Here is a 16,366-nt window from a genome sequence, read left to right on the forward strand (position 1 = left end):
AATATGATAAAATATGACATATCTCGGGTAACTCAAAAGGGGGGATTAATTGAGGATGAAGCAGACGATTCCGTCCTCTTATGTCGGGCTTAAAATTAATGAATGGTATACTCATATCCGGCAGTTCCACGTCGCTGAAGCCGAACGGGTCAAGCTCGAAGTAGAAAGAGAAATTGAGGATATGGAAGAAGACCAAGATTTGCTGCTGTATTATTCTTTAATGGAGTTCAGGCATCGTGTCATGCTGGATTACATTAAGCCTTTTGGAGAGGACACGTCGCAGCTGGAGTTTTCAGAATTATTAGAAGACATCGAAGGGAATCAGTACAAGCTGACAGGGCTTCTCGAATATTACTTTAATTTTTTTCGAGGAATGTATGAATTTAAGCAGAAGATGTTTGTCAGTGCCATGATGTATTATAAACGGGCAGAAAAGAATCTTGCCCTCGTCTCGGATGATATTGAGAAAGCCGAGTTTGCTTTTAAAATGGCTGAGATTTTTTACAATTTAAAACAAACCTATGTTTCGATGAGCTACGCTGTTCAGGCATTAGAAACATACCAAATGTATGAAACGTACACCGTCCGCAGAATCCAATGTGAATTCGTTATTGCAGGTAATTATGATGATATGCAGTATCCAGAAAGAGCATTGCCCCACTTAGAACTGGCTTTAGATCTTGCAAAGAAAGAAGGCAATCCCCGCCTGATCAGTTCTGCCCTATATAATCTCGGAAACTGCTATGAGAAAATGGGTGAACTGCAAAAGGCAGCCGAATACTTTGAGAAATCTGTTTCTATTTGCAAGTCGGAAAAGTTCGATAATCTTCCGCATTCTATCTACTCTTTAACACAAGTTCTGTATAAACAAAAAAATGATGCCGAAGCGCATAAAAAATATCATGAAGGATTGGAAATCGCCCGTCAATACAGTGATGAATTATTTGTGGAGCTTTTTCAATTTTTACATGCGTTATACGGAAAAAACATTGACACAGAATCAGTCTCACATACCTTTCAATTTCTTGAAGAACATATGCTGTATCCTTATATTGAAGAGCTGGCGCATGATGCTGCCCAATTCTATATAGAAAACGGACAGCCGGAAAAAGCACTGTCATTTTACGAGAAAATGGTGCACGCACAAAAACAAATCCAGAGAGGAGATTGTTTATATGAAATCTAAATGGATGTCAGGTTTGTTGCTCGTTGCGGTCGGGTTCAGTTTTACTCAGGTGATGGTTCATGCAGGTGACACAGCAAACACAGAGGAGAAAACATTTCATATTGCAGCACGCAATCAAACATGATGCATAAAAAAGACCCTTAGGGGGTCTTTTTTATTTCAGCTTCCATTCTTTTATCGTCAGCTCAGAAGATCCGCTTGCCACCAGCGGATCTGCATGCCCGATTTCCGCTGCCTCTTCCAGCGAACCTGCTTCGATGACATACGCTCCGCCTGTGGCGTCGCTAAATGGCCCAAACATTTTTAAGCGCTTTTCTGCCTGTAAGCGGTCCAGAAACTCATAGTGCCCAGCCACATGCTCCTGATTAAATTTCTCCGTTCTCATTGTGAGCATTAAGTATGTATGCATATTCAGACCCTCCATTGAACTTCAGTTTAACACATTTAACCATATAGCGGTGATAGATGATATGAGCTTTTCGTCCTACGAATGCCACCTATTTATGAAAAAAGAAAAGGAGAGATGATAGGTGAGCATTCCAGTAAAGAAAAATTTGGTTTCTGAGGCGAAATACGCATTGAAGTGTCCGAACGCAATGTCGGCTGAATACATTACCATCCACAACACGGCAAACGATGCGTCAGCGGCCAATGAAATCAGCTATATGATCGGGAACACAAGCTCGACAAGCTTTCACTTTGCGGTCGATGATAAAGAGGTCATTCAAGGTCTGCCGCTTGATCGAAACGCCTGGCACACAGGTGACGGCACAAACGGTCCGGGGAACCGCAAATCAATTGGCGTTGAGATTTGTTACAGCAAATCGGGAGGTCCAAAGTATGAGGCAGCTGAAGCCTTAGCGATTTCATTTGTCGCACAGCTTTTAAAGGAGCGCGGCTGGGGAATCGATCGGGTGAGAAAGCATCAGGACTGGAACGGAAAGTACTGCCCGCACCGCATTTTATCAGAGGGGCGCTGGGATCAAGTGAAGGCGGCGATTGAAAAGGAATTAAACGGGAGCGTATCAGCGAAAAAGGCAGCAGTCACTTCTTCGGCGTCTGAATATCATGTGAAAAAAGGCGATACACTGTCAGGGATTGCCGCATCACACGGAGTCAGTGTGAAAACGCTGCAAAGCATAAATCATATCACTGACCCGAATTACATTAAAGTCGGACAAGTGATCAAACTGCCTCAGACGGCATCTGCTTCTATAAGTCATGCCGCATCCTCATATCCACTCCCATCCGGGGTTATTAAAGTGACAAGCCCGCTGACGAAAGGGACAAAAGTGAAGCAGGTGCAAGACGCTTTAGCCGCCCTTTATTTTTATCCTGATAAAGGAGCGAAAAATCACGGCATTGACGGCGTATATGGCCCGAAAACAGCAAATGCAGTCAAACGTTTTCAGTCTGTCAGCGGATTAACGGCTGATGGGATTTACGGTCCGAAGACGAAAGTGAAGCTGGAGGAAAAGCTGTAATGAAAGACGGAAGCTGTGAAGCTTCCGTCTTTCATCTTACATACAAACTGCGGCAAGCACCTTTTGAATATCATAAATGCTTTCATCTTTTTTAAACTGCTTTGAGACGGCGGGAAGTTCCGCGCCAGAGATCCAAATTTTCAGCTCTGAATCGAGATCAAAGCGGCCGGCAGTTTCCACGCTGAATCTGGAAATGCTTTTGTACGGAATTGATTGAAACTCCGTTTTCTTGCCTGTGATTCCCTGCTTATCTACAAGAATAAGCCGCTTGTCAGTAAAGACAATCAAATCGCGAACTAGCTTAAACGCGGCTTCAACCTTCTCACCCTCAAGTAAAATATGTGCAAGCTCTTCTTTCACAGCAGCCGTTGACAGTGTTGACGCATTGCCGAGTAATCCATCAATAAATCCCATCATATACCTCCTGTCCGTATTCTATCAAATCATACTATAAAAAGGTTTTCATTCATAGATGAGTAGAGTAAACTGATGCTGACTGGAAAAGGAGGGCGTTCAAAATGAAAGATAGGTATGACAGCTTTGCGGCCCTTTCTGCTTCTGAATCGGAGTACCGGATTATTTATGAGGAAAAAAACGGAAGTGAACTTATCGTCCTCGGTCCCCACGGCGGCAGAATTGAGCCTGGCGTCAGTGAACTGGTGCGGGCATTTTCCGATCGATGTTCCATTTATTTGTTTGAGGGTGTAAAACAGCGAAACAATCGTTCCTTGCATCTCACTAGCATTCGTTTTGATGAGCCGTTGGCTTTAGAAAAAGTGAATGCCCATGATTACGCATTAGCGTTTCACGGGTATGATGATCCAAACATTCCGCATACATTGGTCGGCGGGGCGGATCGCAAAAAAGCCAAGCTCATTTGTGAACGTCTGAATGAAGCGGGTTTCAGCGCCGAACTCACTAGTGAGAAAGACCGGCTGGCAGGTGTACATCCAAACAATATTGTCAATCGGACGAAAAGAGAAATGGGGCTGCAATTGGAGGTGAGCACTGCACAAAGAAACGCGCTGTTCTGCAATTTTGGGTGCCGTGATAAAAGCTACATACAAAACGATTTGTTTGATCGATATGTGGAAGCCGTCAAGCTTGGCTTTTATAAATAAAACTAGACGGGACCTGCACGGTCGGCCTATTCCTTCATACGCTGGGGTTGTGCGAAAGTGTAGGGAGGAATGATTCATGTTTTATCATATAAAAGAGCTTCAATATCAAGCAAAGCCAGCTCATCCCGATCCGGTTTATGCGAAAAAACTTCAAGAGGTACTCGGCGGCCAATTCGGTGAAATTAGCGTCATGATGCAGTATTTGTTTCAAGGGTTTAACTGCAGGGCGGACGCTAAGTATAAAGATTTGTTATATGATGTGGGGACCGAAGAGATTGGGCACGTAGAAATGCTTGCAACGATGATTTCCAGACTTCTGGACAATGCACCCGCAGATGTACAGGAGGATGCTTATAAAAGCAATCCCGCTATTGCAGCAGTAATGTCAGGGATGAATCCTCAGCACGCGATTGTGTCCGGATTGGGTGCGATGGCATCCGATAGTGAGGGCTATCCGTGGAATGCAAAATACATTATCTCAAGCGGAAATCTGCTGGCCGATTTTCGCGCTAACTTAAATGCGGAGGCCCAAGGACGCCTTCAGGTGACGCGGCTTTATGCCATGACAGATGATCCAGGGGTAAGAGATATGCTGTCATTTTTGATTGCAAGGGATACTTATCATCAAAATATGTGGTATGCGGCCATTAAAGAGCTGGAGGAAAGAGAACGGGATATTGTCGTCCCGACGACGTTTCCGCGTGAGCTCGAAAAGCAGGAAGTCTCCTATGACCTGTTTAACTTTTCCAGGGGGGATGAAAGCTCACAAGGAAGATGGGCACATGGGGAAGCCTTCGACGGCCGGGGTGAATTCAGGTATATCCCGGCTCCGATTGCGTTCGCATCTGCGCCTCATCTTAAACCGGCGCCAATGTGGCTGCAGAATACAATCCCACCGATGTCAAAATATTAATATCTCTGCCGGGCTGAGGATAAATGTCCCCAGCCCTTTTGGATCAGATGTTTTTGCCGACATGATAGAATGCTTTTTCCTCTGCGACTTGCAAGTGCTGCTGATCGCTTTCCTCGTACGCATTTGGCCGCTTGTGAGATAATAAATAAGCGAGCCGCTTCTGAAATTGAATACCTGCTTTACGCCGTTCAAACATGTCAAGCCTTTTTTCAGCAAATTCCTTTGTTACCCGGAATACCGCCGCAATTGTGGCGAGTGCCTGGCTTCTCCATTGCGGCAGTTCCATCTGCAACAGCATAAAGGTTGGCACACAGAAGTGGTACATAAATTGATTCGCCTGAAATTCCTGTAGTTCTCTGAAGAGCTTGTTCATCTGAAAGTGATTGCCTGCATGCTTTAACACGTGGCATAGCTCATGGCCAAAATCCTCCCATTGCTCTTCCCGTGACTTTTTTTGGTTCAATACGATACTGTACATGCCGTCGTATTTTACCATCATGCTCCCCATATCCTCAAAATGCACCCAAATATCCAGGTCCTTTGCGATTTTCAGCATGTCAATGTGATGAGGGGATGTGATGCCCAGACGGCTGTACAAATTTTTAACGTATTCCTCCAGATGTGATAAGTAATCGCCCAATTGAATACTCCCTTTCGAACGTGTGTTCTGTTTTTAGCGAGAAAGAAAAGCCCGTATAGGACTGGAAAGTAGTGTAGAAATCTTTCCCTTTTCTTTAAAAAATAAACACTTTTTTCTTTATATCGGTCTATTTTTTATATGTTTTAGAGAACAGAGAACGATTTATTTATTTTTCGGTTTGCGGTTTTTCTCTTTTTCTTTTAAATAGTTGATAAATTCGATGGCCTGCTGTTTGCTTTCTGGGGAAAAATCCTGCATATCGCGGTACGCAAGCTGCAGGTCCGGATCTGAGAACATATCGTCGTCGGATTTTTTGTCTTTACCCGTTAATAAGTAATCAGTCGTTACTTGAAAGTAATCAGCCAGCTTTTGGAGTGTATCGTAATCAGGTTCGCTTCGCCCGTTTTCATAGTGGGAATATCGTGCCCGTGACACACCGATGTGAGATGCGATTTCTTCCTGTGTCCTTTTCCCTCTGAGACTCTTCAATCTGCCGCCTATCATACTATGACCTCTCTTTTTTAAACTCCCTAAGTTACTTATGATTATAGATACAATATGTATCAAAATAAAGTTATGATAAAAAAAGTATCAAAAATAACTTGATGATACAGATTGTATCGTTTATACTTGGTAACAGTTGATACGAAATGTATCGAAAACAAATCAGGAGAGTGATCACATGTATCCAATCCAAATTGTTTTTAGTGAAAATCCCATAGATCAGCGCCATCTCGGACAATCCGGCGGCACCATTTCGTTTACGGCTTGCGGCCTTCCGGTGTTCCAGTTTGAAACGCAAGAGCAGTTTCAAGCCTACATGATGTTAAAAGGAGACGCAGCGTGCAATGAAAAACGATAAAAGCTATCCTTTTCCTACGTATTCAGGGTTATTGAATTCAGAACATTATGACAAAATTGGACCAGCGCTATGGCTGTTTCTCTGGTTTATCAGCTCAACAACAAAAGAAATCGAAAAAGACGGCGTAAGCTGGGGCATCGTACTCGGCCATAAGCCGTTAAAAGCGAGAGAAATGGCGGCAGTCTTCGGTGTAAGTGAAAAAACTGTCAGAAGGTGGCTGGAGCTTCTCGAAACCCATAAGTACATAAAGGCCGTCCGTGCGCCATACGGACTGATGATTTCGGTCAAGCATTCCAAAAAATTCACCTTCAGATCGGACAAAACTGTACACCGGAGTATAAAAGAACGGCCATTTTCGCCGCAGACACCGGACACAAGCGACCGTACAGATAAAGATAAAACAAACACATATACTGCTGCTGATGAGGCAGTGGATCACATTGCGAAGCGGTTTGCACAATTACGGTCGGCTCAAGAAGGACGCACCGTGTATCCTTCCTCAAGAGATTATCAAGCCATCGCCCGCATTGTTGCCATCGGCGTTCCTGTCACACAAACAATCAAATGGCTTGAGGAATGCTTTCAAGCTTTTGAAAACCGGCGGACTTCCGCTTCAGAAACAATCAAGGCTTTTCGCTACTGCTCGAAATTCATTGAAGACCGATTTAACGCGCAGCAAGCCAAAAAAAATGCCGCAATTCAGCATGAGAGGATGAAAAAACATGACAAAACGAACAATCGAACAGATTTTGGACGAGCTGAGAAGAGGGAGACGTCCATTACTGGCGGACAAACCGGCCGAATCAGACGCAAGCAGGTATGATTGCCTGCGCTGCAAGGATCAGGGAGGTTATCTCGTCAGGCAGAATGGCCTGGAAGTCTGGACGATGTGCAGCTGCATGGCAGAACGAAAAGTGAAGCGGCTGCTGGGGGCAAGTGAGATTACCCACGCTTTCAGACAGCTGGGTTTCAAGGAATTCCGCACGGAGGGAAAGCCGCAGGCCATAAAAGATGCATTTGAGTGTACAAAAGAGTATGTTGCCGATTATGAACAAATCAAGGATTGCCGGAAAAATAGCATTGCCCTTCTAGGACAGCCCGGATCAGGAAAAACGCACCTTTTGACCGCCGCTGCCAATGAATTAATGAGAACTTGCTATGTGCCTGTCATTTATTTTCCGTTTGTGGAGGGCTTTATCGATCTGAAAAATGACTTTGACCTATTAGAAGCAAAGCTGAACCGGATGAAGCAAGCGGATGTGCTGTTCATAGATGATCTGTTTAAACCGGTTAACGGCAAACCCCGCGCTACAGATTGGCAATTAGAGCAAATGTATTCGGTACTCAACTACCGCTACTTAAATCATAAACCGATTTTGCTTTCGAGCGAGCTGACAATTGAAGCACTTGTACGGATCGATGAAGCGCTCGGCACGAGAATCTACGAAATGTGCAGTGACTATTTAGTGATTATCAAAGGGGCAGCCTACGAGCTGAACCATAGATTGGAGGGCGTCAGATAATGTGCAAGCTTTGTCAAACAAAGAAAGTCATTGTGGAGCATACAGGGATTGGAGTCGTTTTTCATCCATGTCCGAACTGCCGGTCCGGTACTGATTTAACGCCTGTCATTCAAAAGCTGGAGCGAATGCTGACAGCGGGAAAAGAGAGGCTGAATGTCCGTGATTAAACAGCTGACGGCCCTGATCGCTTTGCTGTTTCGGGCAAAGCGAACAGAAAAAAACATTGAACAATGGTATAAGGACGACGGGAAGTGAAAGTGTTGGAAAAAACAAAACAGACAGAGAAAAGCCCTGCGCCGTGGCGTGCTGTCCCGTGCGGGGATACAAAACCGATCTATATTTATTCAGCTTACAGTGAAGAAGAAAAAGAAAGATTTCCGTATTCAAACGGGCGGCTGATTGCCGCTGTATTTGACCTCAGCTCTTATTCGCAAATAAGCAATGCCGCTTTGATGGCCGCTGCGCCTGAATTGCTGGAAGCGTCTAAAGCAGCACTTGATTTTCTGAAGGGAAATTCTGTTCATTCAAAGGAGCGCATCGTTCAGCTGTTAGAAAAAGCCGAAGCAAGCGCTGCACCGAAAAAGGGAGGAAAAGAAACATGATGCATCCTAAAAAATTGCTGCATATTGATTCCATCACGCTGGAGAGCCAGCTGGAAGGCGGAAAAATCCGTGTCATTATTGTGGACGGGATCAAGCAAGAAGCATGGATTACAGAAGCGCCGGAGCATGGGAAAACGCTCGTTGAAACAAGAAAGGGCGACCTTGCCCGTGTGGAATTTGAAATCGGCTACAAATTAAATTAAAGCGAAAACAGAATACGTCCAAGACGGAAAGCCTGCGGACACTGATCAACTGCACAGCATTTGTGCGTTGATTGGTGTCCGTTTTTTATTGCCAAAAATGAGGAGGATCATAGAATGCAAGACTTGCTATTTGAATATAAACGCACGCTCAAACAAACAAGAACACAATATAAACCGCTCGCTGAAGCAGATGAATCCGTACTCTCAGCTGAAGAGCTGAAGGATAAAAAAATCATCAGAAATATGATTACTGATCTTGAATATGTAACAGAATGGCTTGAAAAAGGAAGGCAGCCCGGCATCAGACGGGCAATTGACCGGCGTGATGCGTACCAGCGGCTGATGATCAAAGATCCGAGAATCATCGAATCATTTTCCAGCGCTATGATGTTTGAGCCGGACGGACAGGTATCAGAAGAAGACAGAGAGAGAATTCGGGCAGCATTAGCCCTGTTAACGGACAGAGAAAAGGAAATGTTTTTGCTGCATAAGGTAGAATGTTTTTCTTATGAACGGATCGCTGATCTTCTCGGCGTGAAAAAATCGACAGTGCAAACGACGATCAAACGGGCGATTTTAAAGATGCAAAGACAGCAGGAAGAATTGAATCGATCACTTGCCTGAAAGCTTGTCATACGTTTGCCACCTATAAGTGAATAGAGCATGACACATAAGCGGCTGGGATAATCAGCCGCTTTTATGAATAAACATCCATGCTGGAGGTGGCGGTGATGCCGTAGCATGAAAACAAAACTTCGCGAACAAGCATTAGCAATCTATCAACAACATCAAGGAAACATCACTAATCGGGCGATCGCGGATACAATTGGTGTTTCCGCGAAAACAATCGGCATTTGGAAAAAACAAGACAAATGGAAAGAGGCCCTGTTTTCTGAGTCCAGTAACGAACAAATACAGCTTCCTATAGACAACGATGAATTAAATGAACGCCAGCGGCTGTTTTGCCTGTATTACGTCAAAAGCTTCAATGCCACACAGTCAGCAATCAAAGCGGGCTATTCTCCGGACAGCGCTCATGTGACGGGCAGCCGGCTCTTAAAAAACGAAAAGGTCGCTGCTGAAATCAGACGCATAAAAAAAGAAATGGTCAATGAGATGTTTATTGAAGCGATGGATGTGCTGCAGGTTTATATCAAGATCGCGTTTGCGGATATTACGGACTATGTGACCTTTGGAAAAAAAGAGATCCAGGCTGTCGGGAAATCGGGTCCGCTGTTTGATGAAGATGATAACCCGATTATGAAGGAAATCAGCTTTGTCGATGTCAAAGACTCCGGGCTCGTTGACGGCACCATTGTGACGGAAGCAAAGCTTGGCAAAGAAGGCATTGCCATCAAGCTTGCAGATAAAATGAAGGCGCTTGAGAAGCTGTCCCTATATTTTGATTTGTTTCCGGATCAATTTAAACAAAAAATTGAAAAAGAGAAATTGAAGCTTGCCAAACAAAAAGCGGAGAAAACAGATGACAGCCAAGAGCCGATTGAAATTATGATCAAACGAAAAGAGGGCAAGTCATGATTGTAAAAGAAATCAATCCTCATTTCGAAGATTACGTGTTCAATTGGGAGCAGACGTACCAATTTCTTGTCGGCGGCTACGGCTCATCCAAAAGCTATCATACCGCATTGAAAATCGTGCTAAAGCTGCTGAAGGAAAAACGGACCGCCCTTGTGATCCGGGAGGTGTTCGATACCCACCGGGATTCGACCTTCGCCTTGTTTCAAGAGGTGATCGAAGAGCTCGGTCTCAGAAAGGCTGTGGCATCTCTTTCTTCCCCGCTGCAGCTGCGATTTCACAATGGCAGCCGGATCATGTTCAAAGGAATGGACAATCCGGCAAAATTAAAATCGGTTCATAACATTTCATTAATATGGATTGAAGAGTGCTCAGAGGTGAAGTATGAGGGGTTCAAGGAATTAATCGGACGTCTTCGCCATCCTGAGCTAAAGCTTCATATGATCTGTACCACCAATCCCGTCGGCACCTCCAATTGGACGTACCGGCATTTTTTTCGGGATGAACGCAATAAACGGTTTGTGCTTGATGACAGCGAGCTTTACGAAAAGCGGACGATTGTGAAGGGAGATACGTATTACCATCATTCCACCGCTAACGACAATCTTTTTCTCCCGGAAAGCTATGTGAAACAGCTTGACGGACTCAAAGAGTATGATCCCGACCTGTACCGGATTGCCCGCAAAGGACGATTCGGCGTCAACGGGATCAGGGTGCTGCCGCAGTTCGAGGTACTCCCGCATGATCAAGTAAAAAAATGTATCGCAGCCATCAGCAAGCCAATTTTTCGTACAGGCATGGATTTTGGATTCGAGGAATCCTATAATGCCGTCGTCCGGCTTGCTGTCGATCCTGAAAAAAAATACCTCTACATTTATTGGGAGTATTATCAAAACAAAATGACAGATGACAGGACGGCTGAGGAGCTCCGTGAGTTTATCGATACACAGGAATTGATCAAAGCCGATTCGGCTGAGCCGAAAAGCATCCAATATTTCCGCCAGCAGGGCTTTCGGATGGTTGGAGCCAGAAAATTTCCCGGCTCCAGGCTTCAATATACCAAAAAGGTAAAACGGTTCAAAAAAATCTTCTGTTCGGACCGCTGTGAAAATGTCATCTATGAGCTCAAAACGCTGACGTATGCTAAAGATAAAAACGGGGCTCTGATAGAGGATGAATTCACGATTGACCCGCATACACTTTCTGCCATTTGGTATGCGCTTGATGATTATGAGGTTGCTGATATGAAAGAGACAGCACACAAACGAATCCGGCCGAACCGGGAAAGGAGGAGGTCATAAATCATGCACAATCAAACAGTCAGAGCAACTGTATTCAAAGCCAATGCCGCCGCTCCTCAGACAAAGCAAATCTACGAAGATGACTTTTCTGAGCTGTACGGAGAGGACATTATCGCTCCGCCCTATAATATCCTCGAGCTCAAAACCATTGCCGAATACTCGACCATTCTTCAGCAATGCATTGATGCGTACAGAGTGAATATTACGGGTTTTGGATTTGATGTTGAGTACACATTTGATGTCAACGCGAGTGATGTCGATCAGGCAAAAAAGAAAAGAGCGGAAAAAGACTGGGCCAGACTCGAAGCCTTTTATAAATGTCTTCACTTTGATGAATCAGCCGAAATGATTTTAGGATATGCCATCGAAGACAGAGAAAAAACAGGCAACGGCTTTATGGAAGTGCTTCGCGACGGGGCGGGAAAACCGGCCGGCATCGAATATTTAGATGTGAAATATATGCGTGTATGTGGAGCCGGCGAGCCTGTTGAGGTCTCATTTGTATATGAAGAAAACGGGAAAATGAAAAGGATCAAAAGGCAAAAATGCTTCCGAAAATACGTGCAGATGATCAATGGAAAGAAAGTATTTTTTAAAGAATACGGCGATCCGCGAAAAATGGATATGCGCACTGGTGAATATGTAAACACATTGGCAGAGAAGTATCAAGCAAATGAAGCCATTCACCTCAAAATCGGAAGCGGCGTATACGGTGTGCCCCGCTGGATCGGCAATATTGTTAATTTATACGGAGCCCGAAAAGCAGAAGAACTCAATTTTATGTATTTTAAGCAGGGGCGTCACGTCCCTGCTGCCATCACAGTGGAAAACGGGATGCTGTCTGAAGCTTCTTACCGGGAGCTGCAGGAATACATGAACGATCTTGAAGGCGTTGAAAACGCCCATAAATTTCTCTTGATTGAAGCGGAAGGTATCGCAAAAGAGAAGGATCTTCACGGTGGCGAGGATATTACGCCGGTTTCCGTGGAAATCAAATCCTTGGCGGAAATTCTCCAAAACGACGCCCTGTTTCTTGAATACGATGAAAAAAGCAGAAATAAGCTGCGTTCGGCGTTCCGCCTCCCGCCGCTGTATACAGGCGAGGCCCAGGAATACAACCGGGCGACAGCTGATACGGCGAGAAAAATTACGGAGGAGCAGGTCTTTCAGCCGGAGCGAAAAACGCTCGTGAATAAACTGAATACGCTGCTTTTGCCGGAGCTGAATATCCATGACGTCAGGCTGACATTAAAAGGACCGGACTTTCGTGATCCGCTTGAGATTGCGAAGGTGCTCGGTCCTTTTATTACAGCAGGAGCGGTCTCGCCGAATGATTTACGCGACCTTGCCGGACGGGTGCTTGGCAAAACACTTGAGGAGTGGCCGGAGGACATTTATAAACGGCCTGCAGGACAGGATGCGGAAAAGACAAACCTGTCTGCGCTTATGCAGGAGCTGAAAGAAAGCATTGAAGCTATCAAAACGTCCTGAAGGGAGGTGAATCAAGCAGGTGGCGCGCGAATTAAGGAATGCCAAGATCAGCTTTGTCAGTTATGTGGACAAGGCGGCTAACCAGACTGAATTTTTCTTTACGAAGTCAGCCGGGCCTCCGTCATTTGAAAAAAAGGTTCGGCTGTTTACAAAAAGTGAGCAGGATGAACAAAAGCTCGTGTACGGAATCGTGTATGAGCCTGATGTTCCTGATGCCCACGGTGATTTTATGACCGCCGAGGAAATTGAAAAAGCGGCGCACGGTTTTCTCGCGGAAGCACGGGAGATTGATATCAATCACAGCTTTGAGGGCGGAACCGGCGTCGTGGTCGAGTCCTATGTGGCGCCCGATGATTTTATGATCGGGTCAAAGCGGATTACAAAGGGCTCATGGGTGCTCGTGACAAGAGCGTCAGACGAGGTGTGGGAACAGATCAAGGCTGGAATCATCACCGGCTACAGCATGGCGGGCACTGCAGATGTGTATGAGGAAGAACCGGTTGAAAAAGCGGGATTCTTCAGTGTATTCAAGCAAATGCTTGCTGACAAAACAGGGAAGGAGACTGAAGAAATGAGAAAAGAAGACATGAAAGAATCATTCGAGCATGCGCTTTACCCTCTGCTCAAACGGCTTGAGCGGATTGAAAAAAACACAGACACGGAGGAAAAGCCGGAGCAGACGGGTGATGACGAGCGTCTGAAAAAGCTCGTTGAAGACATGCTTGCCCCGCTGATCGAGCGCATCGAGGCTTTGGAAAAAGCGCGAGGCGCGTCTAAGCAGACAGCGGACGATACGGGCGGCAATACAGAGCAAGTCAAAAAATCAATCTGGAGCGGACTGCTGTAAAACCAGTCAAGGAGGAGGAAATCAATTGAGAAATCAAGAGATCATTCGGAAAGCGGAAATGTCGCTTTCTGCTTTAAAAAGCGGCGGGCTTATGAACCCTGCGCAAGCATCGGCTTTTATCCGCATGGTGCAAAACACGCCGACCATCTTTAGTGAATCCCGTGTGATTCAAATGGAAAACGACTCGCAAAAATTTGAGAAAATCGGCTTCGGCCAGCGTATTCTGCGGGCTGCGCAAGAAGGAAAAGCATTGTCAAACGACGAGCTGACAGTTCCTACGACAAGCACGGTCCAGCTGAACACAAAGGAAGTCATTGCGGAAATCAACATTACGTATGACACACTTGAAAACAATATTGAAAAAGACGGCCTGCAGCAGACAATCATGCAAATTTTAGCAGAGCGCGCAGCCGTTGATATTGAAGAGCTGATCGTTAACGGCGATACAGCATCAGCTGATCCGTATCTGGCACAGCTGGACGGCATCCGCAAACAGGCGGTTTCCCATATCGTTGACATGAACGGTGAAGAACTGTCCAGAGCGACATTCAAGAAAGGCTTAAAGGCAGTTCCGCCAAAATATTTGCGCATCCCTCAGGAATTCAGATTCTATACGTCTCACGGCTTAGAAGTTGAATGGAAGGACCGCGTGGCAGACCGCCAGACAAACCTTGGGGACCAGGCTGTTCAGGGCGGCTTGTCAACAGCATTCGGCGTGCCGGTCAAAGGGGTATCCAATATTCAGCCGTACACAGTCGGTGAAGGAGACGCTCAATATGACGCTTCTGATATCATTCTCACACATCCGAAAAATATCATTCTCGGCTTCTCCCGCAATATCCGAATTGAAGTCGACAAAGACATCCGCTCCCGTAAATTCATTATTGTCTTAACGGCTAAGCTCGACAGCAAGTTCGAGGAAGAGGATGCCTGTGCGAAATTAATTAACGTAAAAGAATAATAGAAACGAGGTGGTCAGCTCATGCTCATTGAACCGACTGACGTAGCCTCCTATTCGGTCTATGATCGTGTGAAAAACAGGCCGGAGGAACTGCTGGCGCAGGATATCATCGAGGCGGAGGCAGAAGCGGCTTTCATCACGGGGCACCGCTTTGAAGACAGCTTGTATGATCCGTTGCCCGGTAAGGCGAAGTTGGCTTTAGTAAAGCTTGCCCAGTATTTTGCGCTTGTCAATAGCGATGAATCTGCTTCATCAAGCTATCAGTCTGAGAAAATGGGGGATTATTCCTACACGGTTTCCGGAGAAGGCGGTATTCAGCGGCCAGAGGTATATCATTTGCTCGAGGAGTTTATCATACCGGGCTACGTCCCTGAATCCTCCAGACTGAAGGTGAGATCTTTATGAGCTACAAGCAGATGCTCATTCACCGTTGCGACATTTATCATGAAGCAGCCCAAGCGCCGTCTGCAGGCCGATTTGGGATTCCGGCAGACAGGCTGCAGCCGGTGATTTCATATCCGGACACACCCGATGAACAAGATGTCCCTTGTTATTTTACCGAAAAAACGCAGCAGCTGATTCAGGAGGAGCCGGATCAAACTGTATATCATAGCTTTCTCGTCCATTTTCCGTTGTCAGCGGACATCCGCGTGAACGATAAAATCATTTGGGAGAATCATAAATATATACTAAAGCTGCCGAAAAGGATCAGACATCATCATTGGGAGGTCGTCGCAGTCAGGGATGAAAGCCTATGAAAATAGCGGGATTGAAACAGCTGAACACGGCATTAAAAGAAGCGGCTTCAGGCGGTTTTTCCAGACAGGCGTCCCGGTGGCTTGAGGAGTGCGGGCAAGATTTTCTGGAGATCGTCCAATCTGAACTCATCAGCACACAAACGATTGATACAGAAAAACTGCTCAGTTCCTTTGAGAAAGGCGCAAAGGACAATCTCTGGATTGTGCAAAGCGGCGGTCTTTCGCTTGAGGTGGGGACACAGCTTGATTACGCTTCATTTCTGAATGACGGCCATTGGACGTCAAAACAAGATGTGAGATGGGTGCCGGGGCATTTTCAAGGCTCACGGTTTATTTATGATCCCGCGGCTTCAACGGGAATGGCGCTCAAGAGAAAATGGATCTCGGGCACGGGCTACTGGGATCATGCGCTGCTTTTATATGAACAGCTGTTTGAAAAATCGCTGGAAAGCAAACTGCGCCAGTGGCTGAAGAAGCTGTAAAGGAGGAGCCGGATGAACAGTGAAACAGGATCGATCATGGCATTTTTGTACAGCCAGTGGTCTGTTCCCATTTATGAACGCGAGCTTCCTGATCACTTTCAGGTGCCGTCGTTATACGTCCCATCGCCATCTGTTTTCGAGGAAACAGATACGGTCTCCACATTTAAAAAAACCTACAGTCTCAATGTGAAGCTGTTTCATCATGACTCCGTTCAGGCGCTGGATGAAGCGGACAGGCTCGCTGATGCCATCAGAGAAGCGAGAAATATGGTTCCGCTGCTGAGTGAATCCGGCGAGAAAACGGGGGATATGGTTCGCATCTCCCGAATCGAGACAAGGGTAGGAGACAGGGGCGAGGCGGTCATGGTGATCAGGTGGAGCAGCCGATATTATTATCACAAAACAGAACAGCCTGCCTTACAGGATATCGACATGAACAGCGGGGTGAAATAAACG

At 45.8% G+C, this 16,366-nt stretch carries 25 protein-coding genes; 21 read left to right on the plus strand and 4 right to left on the minus strand.

What is annotated here, in order from left to right; translation table 11 throughout:
- The first annotated feature begins 49 nt into the window (after window positions 1–49).
- Together rapA and phrA are read left to right on the plus strand one after the other, a co-directional pair.
- The gene (gene rapA / locus BLL41_RS01870; RefSeq protein WP_083427901.1) at window positions 50–1,186 is read left to right on the plus strand and encodes a response regulator aspartate phosphatase RapA; all 1,137 of its coding nucleotides are present in this window, start codon (window positions 50–52) and stop codon (window positions 1,184–1,186) included.
- Window positions 1,176–1,310, plus strand: a complete 135-nt coding sequence (gene phrA / locus BLL41_RS01875; protein WP_071576593.1) for a phosphatase RapA inhibitor PhrA — start codon at window positions 1,176–1,178, stop codon at window positions 1,308–1,310. The genes rapA and phrA overlap by 11 nt, the downstream gene beginning before the upstream one ends.
- Before the next feature lie 30 nt (window positions 1,311–1,340).
- Here phrA and BLL41_RS01880 read toward each other — a convergent pair whose 3' ends face one another.
- Entirely contained in the window at window positions 1,341–1,595 is a 255-nt protein-coding gene (locus BLL41_RS01880; protein WP_071576594.1) for a YciI family protein, read from the minus strand.
- Window positions 1,596–1,716: 121 nt separating this feature from the next.
- Here BLL41_RS01880 and BLL41_RS01885 point away from each other — a divergent pair, with 121 nt between their 5' ends.
- Window positions 1,717–2,670, plus strand: coding sequence for an N-acetylmuramoyl-L-alanine amidase (locus tag BLL41_RS01885; protein WP_071576595.1), 954 nt, complete (start codon window positions 1,717–1,719; stop codon window positions 2,668–2,670).
- 36 nt (window positions 2,671–2,706) lie between these two features.
- Here the strand turns inward: BLL41_RS01885 and BLL41_RS01890 are convergent, their stop codons facing one another.
- A complete protein-coding gene (locus tag BLL41_RS01890) occupies window positions 2,707–3,084 on the minus strand; it encodes a PH domain-containing protein (RefSeq protein ID WP_014479546.1) in 378 nt (125 codons plus the stop codon).
- A 104-nt stretch (window positions 3,085–3,188) separates the two neighbouring features.
- On the opposite strand from BLL41_RS01890, the gene BLL41_RS01895 reads away from it, so the two are divergent.
- Both BLL41_RS01895 and BLL41_RS01900 read left to right on the plus strand, forming a co-directional pair.
- Complete coding sequence (locus BLL41_RS01895; RefSeq protein ID WP_071576596.1) at window positions 3,189–3,791, plus strand: poly-gamma-glutamate hydrolase family protein; 603 nt, start codon at window positions 3,189–3,191, stop codon at window positions 3,789–3,791.
- Between the two features lie 76 nt (window positions 3,792–3,867).
- Window positions 3,868–4,704 (plus strand): manganese catalase, encoded by an 837-nt coding sequence (locus BLL41_RS01900; RefSeq protein WP_071576597.1) that lies wholly within the window; start codon window positions 3,868–3,870, stop codon window positions 4,702–4,704.
- A 43-nt stretch (window positions 4,705–4,747) separates the two neighbouring features.
- On the opposite strand, the gene BLL41_RS01905 is transcribed toward BLL41_RS01900, so the two are convergent.
- Entirely contained in the window at window positions 4,748–5,344 is a 597-nt protein-coding gene (locus BLL41_RS01905) for an ImmA/IrrE family metallo-endopeptidase (protein ID WP_071576598.1), read from the minus strand.
- A 162-nt stretch (window positions 5,345–5,506) separates the two neighbouring features.
- Complete coding sequence (gene xre, locus BLL41_RS01910; RefSeq protein ID WP_003232719.1) at window positions 5,507–5,848, minus strand: HTH-type transcriptional regulator Xre; 342 nt, start codon at window positions 5,846–5,848, stop codon at window positions 5,507–5,509.
- A gap of 178 nt (window positions 5,849–6,026) precedes the next feature.
- Between xre and BLL41_RS01915 the strand changes: the two genes are divergently transcribed.
- The 16 genes from BLL41_RS01915 (at window position 6,027) to BLL41_RS01995 (ending at window position 16,363) form a co-directional block, all read left to right on the plus strand.
- Window positions 6,027–6,206: a hypothetical protein gene (locus BLL41_RS01915; protein WP_071576599.1), complete on the plus strand. Its 180-nt coding sequence runs from the start codon at window positions 6,027–6,029 to the stop codon at window positions 6,204–6,206.
- The gene (locus BLL41_RS01920; RefSeq protein ID WP_071576600.1) at window positions 6,193–7,029 is read left to right on the plus strand and encodes a phage portal protein; all 837 of its coding nucleotides are present in this window, start codon (window positions 6,193–6,195) and stop codon (window positions 7,027–7,029) included. The genes BLL41_RS01915 and BLL41_RS01920 overlap by 14 nt, the downstream gene beginning before the upstream one ends.
- Window positions 6,929–7,729: an ATP-binding protein gene (locus BLL41_RS01925; RefSeq protein ID WP_071576601.1), complete on the plus strand. Its 801-nt coding sequence runs from the start codon at window positions 6,929–6,931 to the stop codon at window positions 7,727–7,729. Before BLL41_RS01920 ends, BLL41_RS01925 begins: the two co-directional genes overlap by 101 nt.
- Window positions 7,729–7,896, plus strand: a complete 168-nt coding sequence (locus tag BLL41_RS01930) for a hypothetical protein (protein ID WP_071576602.1) — start codon at window positions 7,729–7,731, stop codon at window positions 7,894–7,896. The genes BLL41_RS01925 and BLL41_RS01930 overlap by 1 nt, the downstream gene beginning before the upstream one ends.
- Window positions 7,897–7,980: 84 nt before the next feature.
- The gene (locus tag BLL41_RS01940) at window positions 7,981–8,331 is read left to right on the plus strand and encodes a phage portal protein (protein ID WP_071576603.1); all 351 of its coding nucleotides are present in this window, start codon (window positions 7,981–7,983) and stop codon (window positions 8,329–8,331) included.
- A complete protein-coding gene (gene xtrA, locus BLL41_RS01945) occupies window positions 8,328–8,534 on the plus strand; it encodes a phage-like element PBSX protein XtrA (protein ID WP_071576604.1) in 207 nt (68 codons plus the stop codon). Before BLL41_RS01940 ends, xtrA begins: the two co-directional genes overlap by 4 nt.
- Before the next feature lie 114 nt (window positions 8,535–8,648).
- Window positions 8,649–9,158, plus strand: a complete 510-nt coding sequence (locus BLL41_RS01950; RefSeq protein ID WP_071576605.1) for a sigma-70 family RNA polymerase sigma factor — start codon at window positions 8,649–8,651, stop codon at window positions 9,156–9,158.
- A 117-nt stretch (window positions 9,159–9,275) separates the two neighbouring features.
- The gene (xtmA, locus tag BLL41_RS01955) at window positions 9,276–10,073 is read left to right on the plus strand and encodes a phage terminase small subunit (RefSeq protein WP_071576606.1); all 798 of its coding nucleotides are present in this window, start codon (window positions 9,276–9,278) and stop codon (window positions 10,071–10,073) included.
- Window positions 10,070–11,371 carry a PBSX family phage terminase large subunit gene (locus tag BLL41_RS01960; protein ID WP_071576607.1) on the plus strand — a complete coding sequence of 434 codons (1,302 nt, stop codon included), beginning with the start codon at window positions 10,070–10,072 and terminating at the stop codon, window positions 11,369–11,371. The genes xtmA and BLL41_RS01960 overlap by 4 nt, the downstream gene beginning before the upstream one ends.
- A gap of 3 nt (window positions 11,372–11,374) precedes the next feature.
- Entirely contained in the window at window positions 11,375–12,862 is a 1,488-nt protein-coding gene (locus BLL41_RS01965; protein ID WP_071576608.1) for a phage portal protein, read from the plus strand.
- A gap of 19 nt (window positions 12,863–12,881) precedes the next feature.
- A complete protein-coding gene (locus BLL41_RS01970) occupies window positions 12,882–13,709 on the plus strand; it encodes an XkdF-like putative serine protease domain-containing protein (protein ID WP_071576609.1) in 828 nt (275 codons plus the stop codon).
- Between the two features lie 25 nt (window positions 13,710–13,734).
- Entirely contained in the window at window positions 13,735–14,670 is a 936-nt protein-coding gene (locus BLL41_RS01975) for a phage major capsid protein (protein WP_003232690.1), read from the plus strand.
- A gap of 21 nt (window positions 14,671–14,691) precedes the next feature.
- Window positions 14,692–15,075, plus strand: a complete 384-nt coding sequence (gene yqbG / locus BLL41_RS01980; RefSeq protein WP_071576610.1) for a protein YqbG — start codon at window positions 14,692–14,694, stop codon at window positions 15,073–15,075.
- On the plus strand, window positions 15,072–15,428 hold the full coding sequence (locus BLL41_RS01985; RefSeq protein WP_042974265.1) for a YqbH/XkdH family protein: 357 nt from the start codon (window positions 15,072–15,074) through the stop codon (window positions 15,426–15,428). Before yqbG ends, BLL41_RS01985 begins: the two co-directional genes overlap by 4 nt.
- Window positions 15,425–15,910: an HK97 gp10 family phage protein gene (locus BLL41_RS01990; protein ID WP_071576611.1), complete on the plus strand. Its 486-nt coding sequence runs from the start codon at window positions 15,425–15,427 to the stop codon at window positions 15,908–15,910. The genes BLL41_RS01985 and BLL41_RS01990 overlap by 4 nt, the downstream gene beginning before the upstream one ends.
- Before the next feature lie 12 nt (window positions 15,911–15,922).
- Window positions 15,923–16,363: a phage tail terminator family protein gene (locus BLL41_RS01995; RefSeq protein WP_071576612.1), complete on the plus strand. Its 441-nt coding sequence runs from the start codon at window positions 15,923–15,925 to the stop codon at window positions 16,361–16,363.
- The last annotated feature ends 3 nt before the right edge of the window (window positions 16,364–16,366 follow it).

This window comes from Bacillus sp. FMQ74, from assembly GCF_001875785.1.
GTDB classification, from domain to species: Bacteria; Bacillota; Bacilli; order Bacillales; family Bacillaceae; genus Bacillus; species Bacillus stercoris.

Bases quoted from the DNA above. Each gene is read 5' to 3' on its own strand.
- phrA (WP_071576593.1), top strand. From the start codon at position 1,176: ATGAAATCTAAATGGATGTCAGGTTTGTTGCTCGTTGCGGTCGGGTTC.
- BLL41_RS01880 (WP_071576594.1), bottom strand. From the start codon at position 1,595: ATGCATACATACTTAATGCTCACAATGAGAACGGAGAAATTTAATCAG.
- BLL41_RS01890 (WP_014479546.1), bottom strand. From the start codon at position 3,084: ATGGGATTTATTGATGGATTACTCGGCAATGCGTCAACACTGTCAACG.
- BLL41_RS01895 (WP_071576596.1), top strand. From the start codon at position 3,189: ATGAAAGATAGGTATGACAGCTTTGCGGCCCTTTCTGCTTCTGAATCG.
- BLL41_RS01900 (WP_071576597.1), top strand. From the start codon at position 3,868: ATGTTTTATCATATAAAAGAGCTTCAATATCAAGCAAAGCCAGCTCAT.
- xre (WP_003232719.1), bottom strand. From the start codon at position 5,848: ATGATAGGCGGCAGATTGAAGAGTCTCAGAGGGAAAAGGACACAGGAA.
- BLL41_RS01915 (WP_071576599.1), top strand. From the start codon at position 6,027: ATGTATCCAATCCAAATTGTTTTTAGTGAAAATCCCATAGATCAGCGC.
- BLL41_RS01920 (WP_071576600.1), top strand. From the start codon at position 6,193: ATGAAAAACGATAAAAGCTATCCTTTTCCTACGTATTCAGGGTTATTG.
- BLL41_RS01925 (WP_071576601.1), top strand. From the start codon at position 6,929: ATGACAAAACGAACAATCGAACAGATTTTGGACGAGCTGAGAAGAGGG.
- BLL41_RS01930 (WP_071576602.1), top strand. From the start codon at position 7,729: ATGTGCAAGCTTTGTCAAACAAAGAAAGTCATTGTGGAGCATACAGGG.
- xtrA (WP_071576604.1), top strand. From the start codon at position 8,328: ATGATGCATCCTAAAAAATTGCTGCATATTGATTCCATCACGCTGGAG.
- BLL41_RS01950 (WP_071576605.1), top strand. From the start codon at position 8,649: ATGCAAGACTTGCTATTTGAATATAAACGCACGCTCAAACAAACAAGA.
- xtmA (WP_071576606.1), top strand. From the start codon at position 9,276: ATGAAAACAAAACTTCGCGAACAAGCATTAGCAATCTATCAACAACAT.
- BLL41_RS01960 (WP_071576607.1), top strand. From the start codon at position 10,070: ATGATTGTAAAAGAAATCAATCCTCATTTCGAAGATTACGTGTTCAAT.
- BLL41_RS01965 (WP_071576608.1), top strand. From the start codon at position 11,375: ATGCACAATCAAACAGTCAGAGCAACTGTATTCAAAGCCAATGCCGCC.
- yqbG (WP_071576610.1), top strand. From the start codon at position 14,692: ATGCTCATTGAACCGACTGACGTAGCCTCCTATTCGGTCTATGATCGT.
- BLL41_RS01985 (WP_042974265.1), top strand. From the start codon at position 15,072: ATGAGCTACAAGCAGATGCTCATTCACCGTTGCGACATTTATCATGAA.
- BLL41_RS01990 (WP_071576611.1), top strand. From the start codon at position 15,425: ATGAAAATAGCGGGATTGAAACAGCTGAACACGGCATTAAAAGAAGCG.
- BLL41_RS01995 (WP_071576612.1), top strand. From the start codon at position 15,923: ATGAACAGTGAAACAGGATCGATCATGGCATTTTTGTACAGCCAGTGG.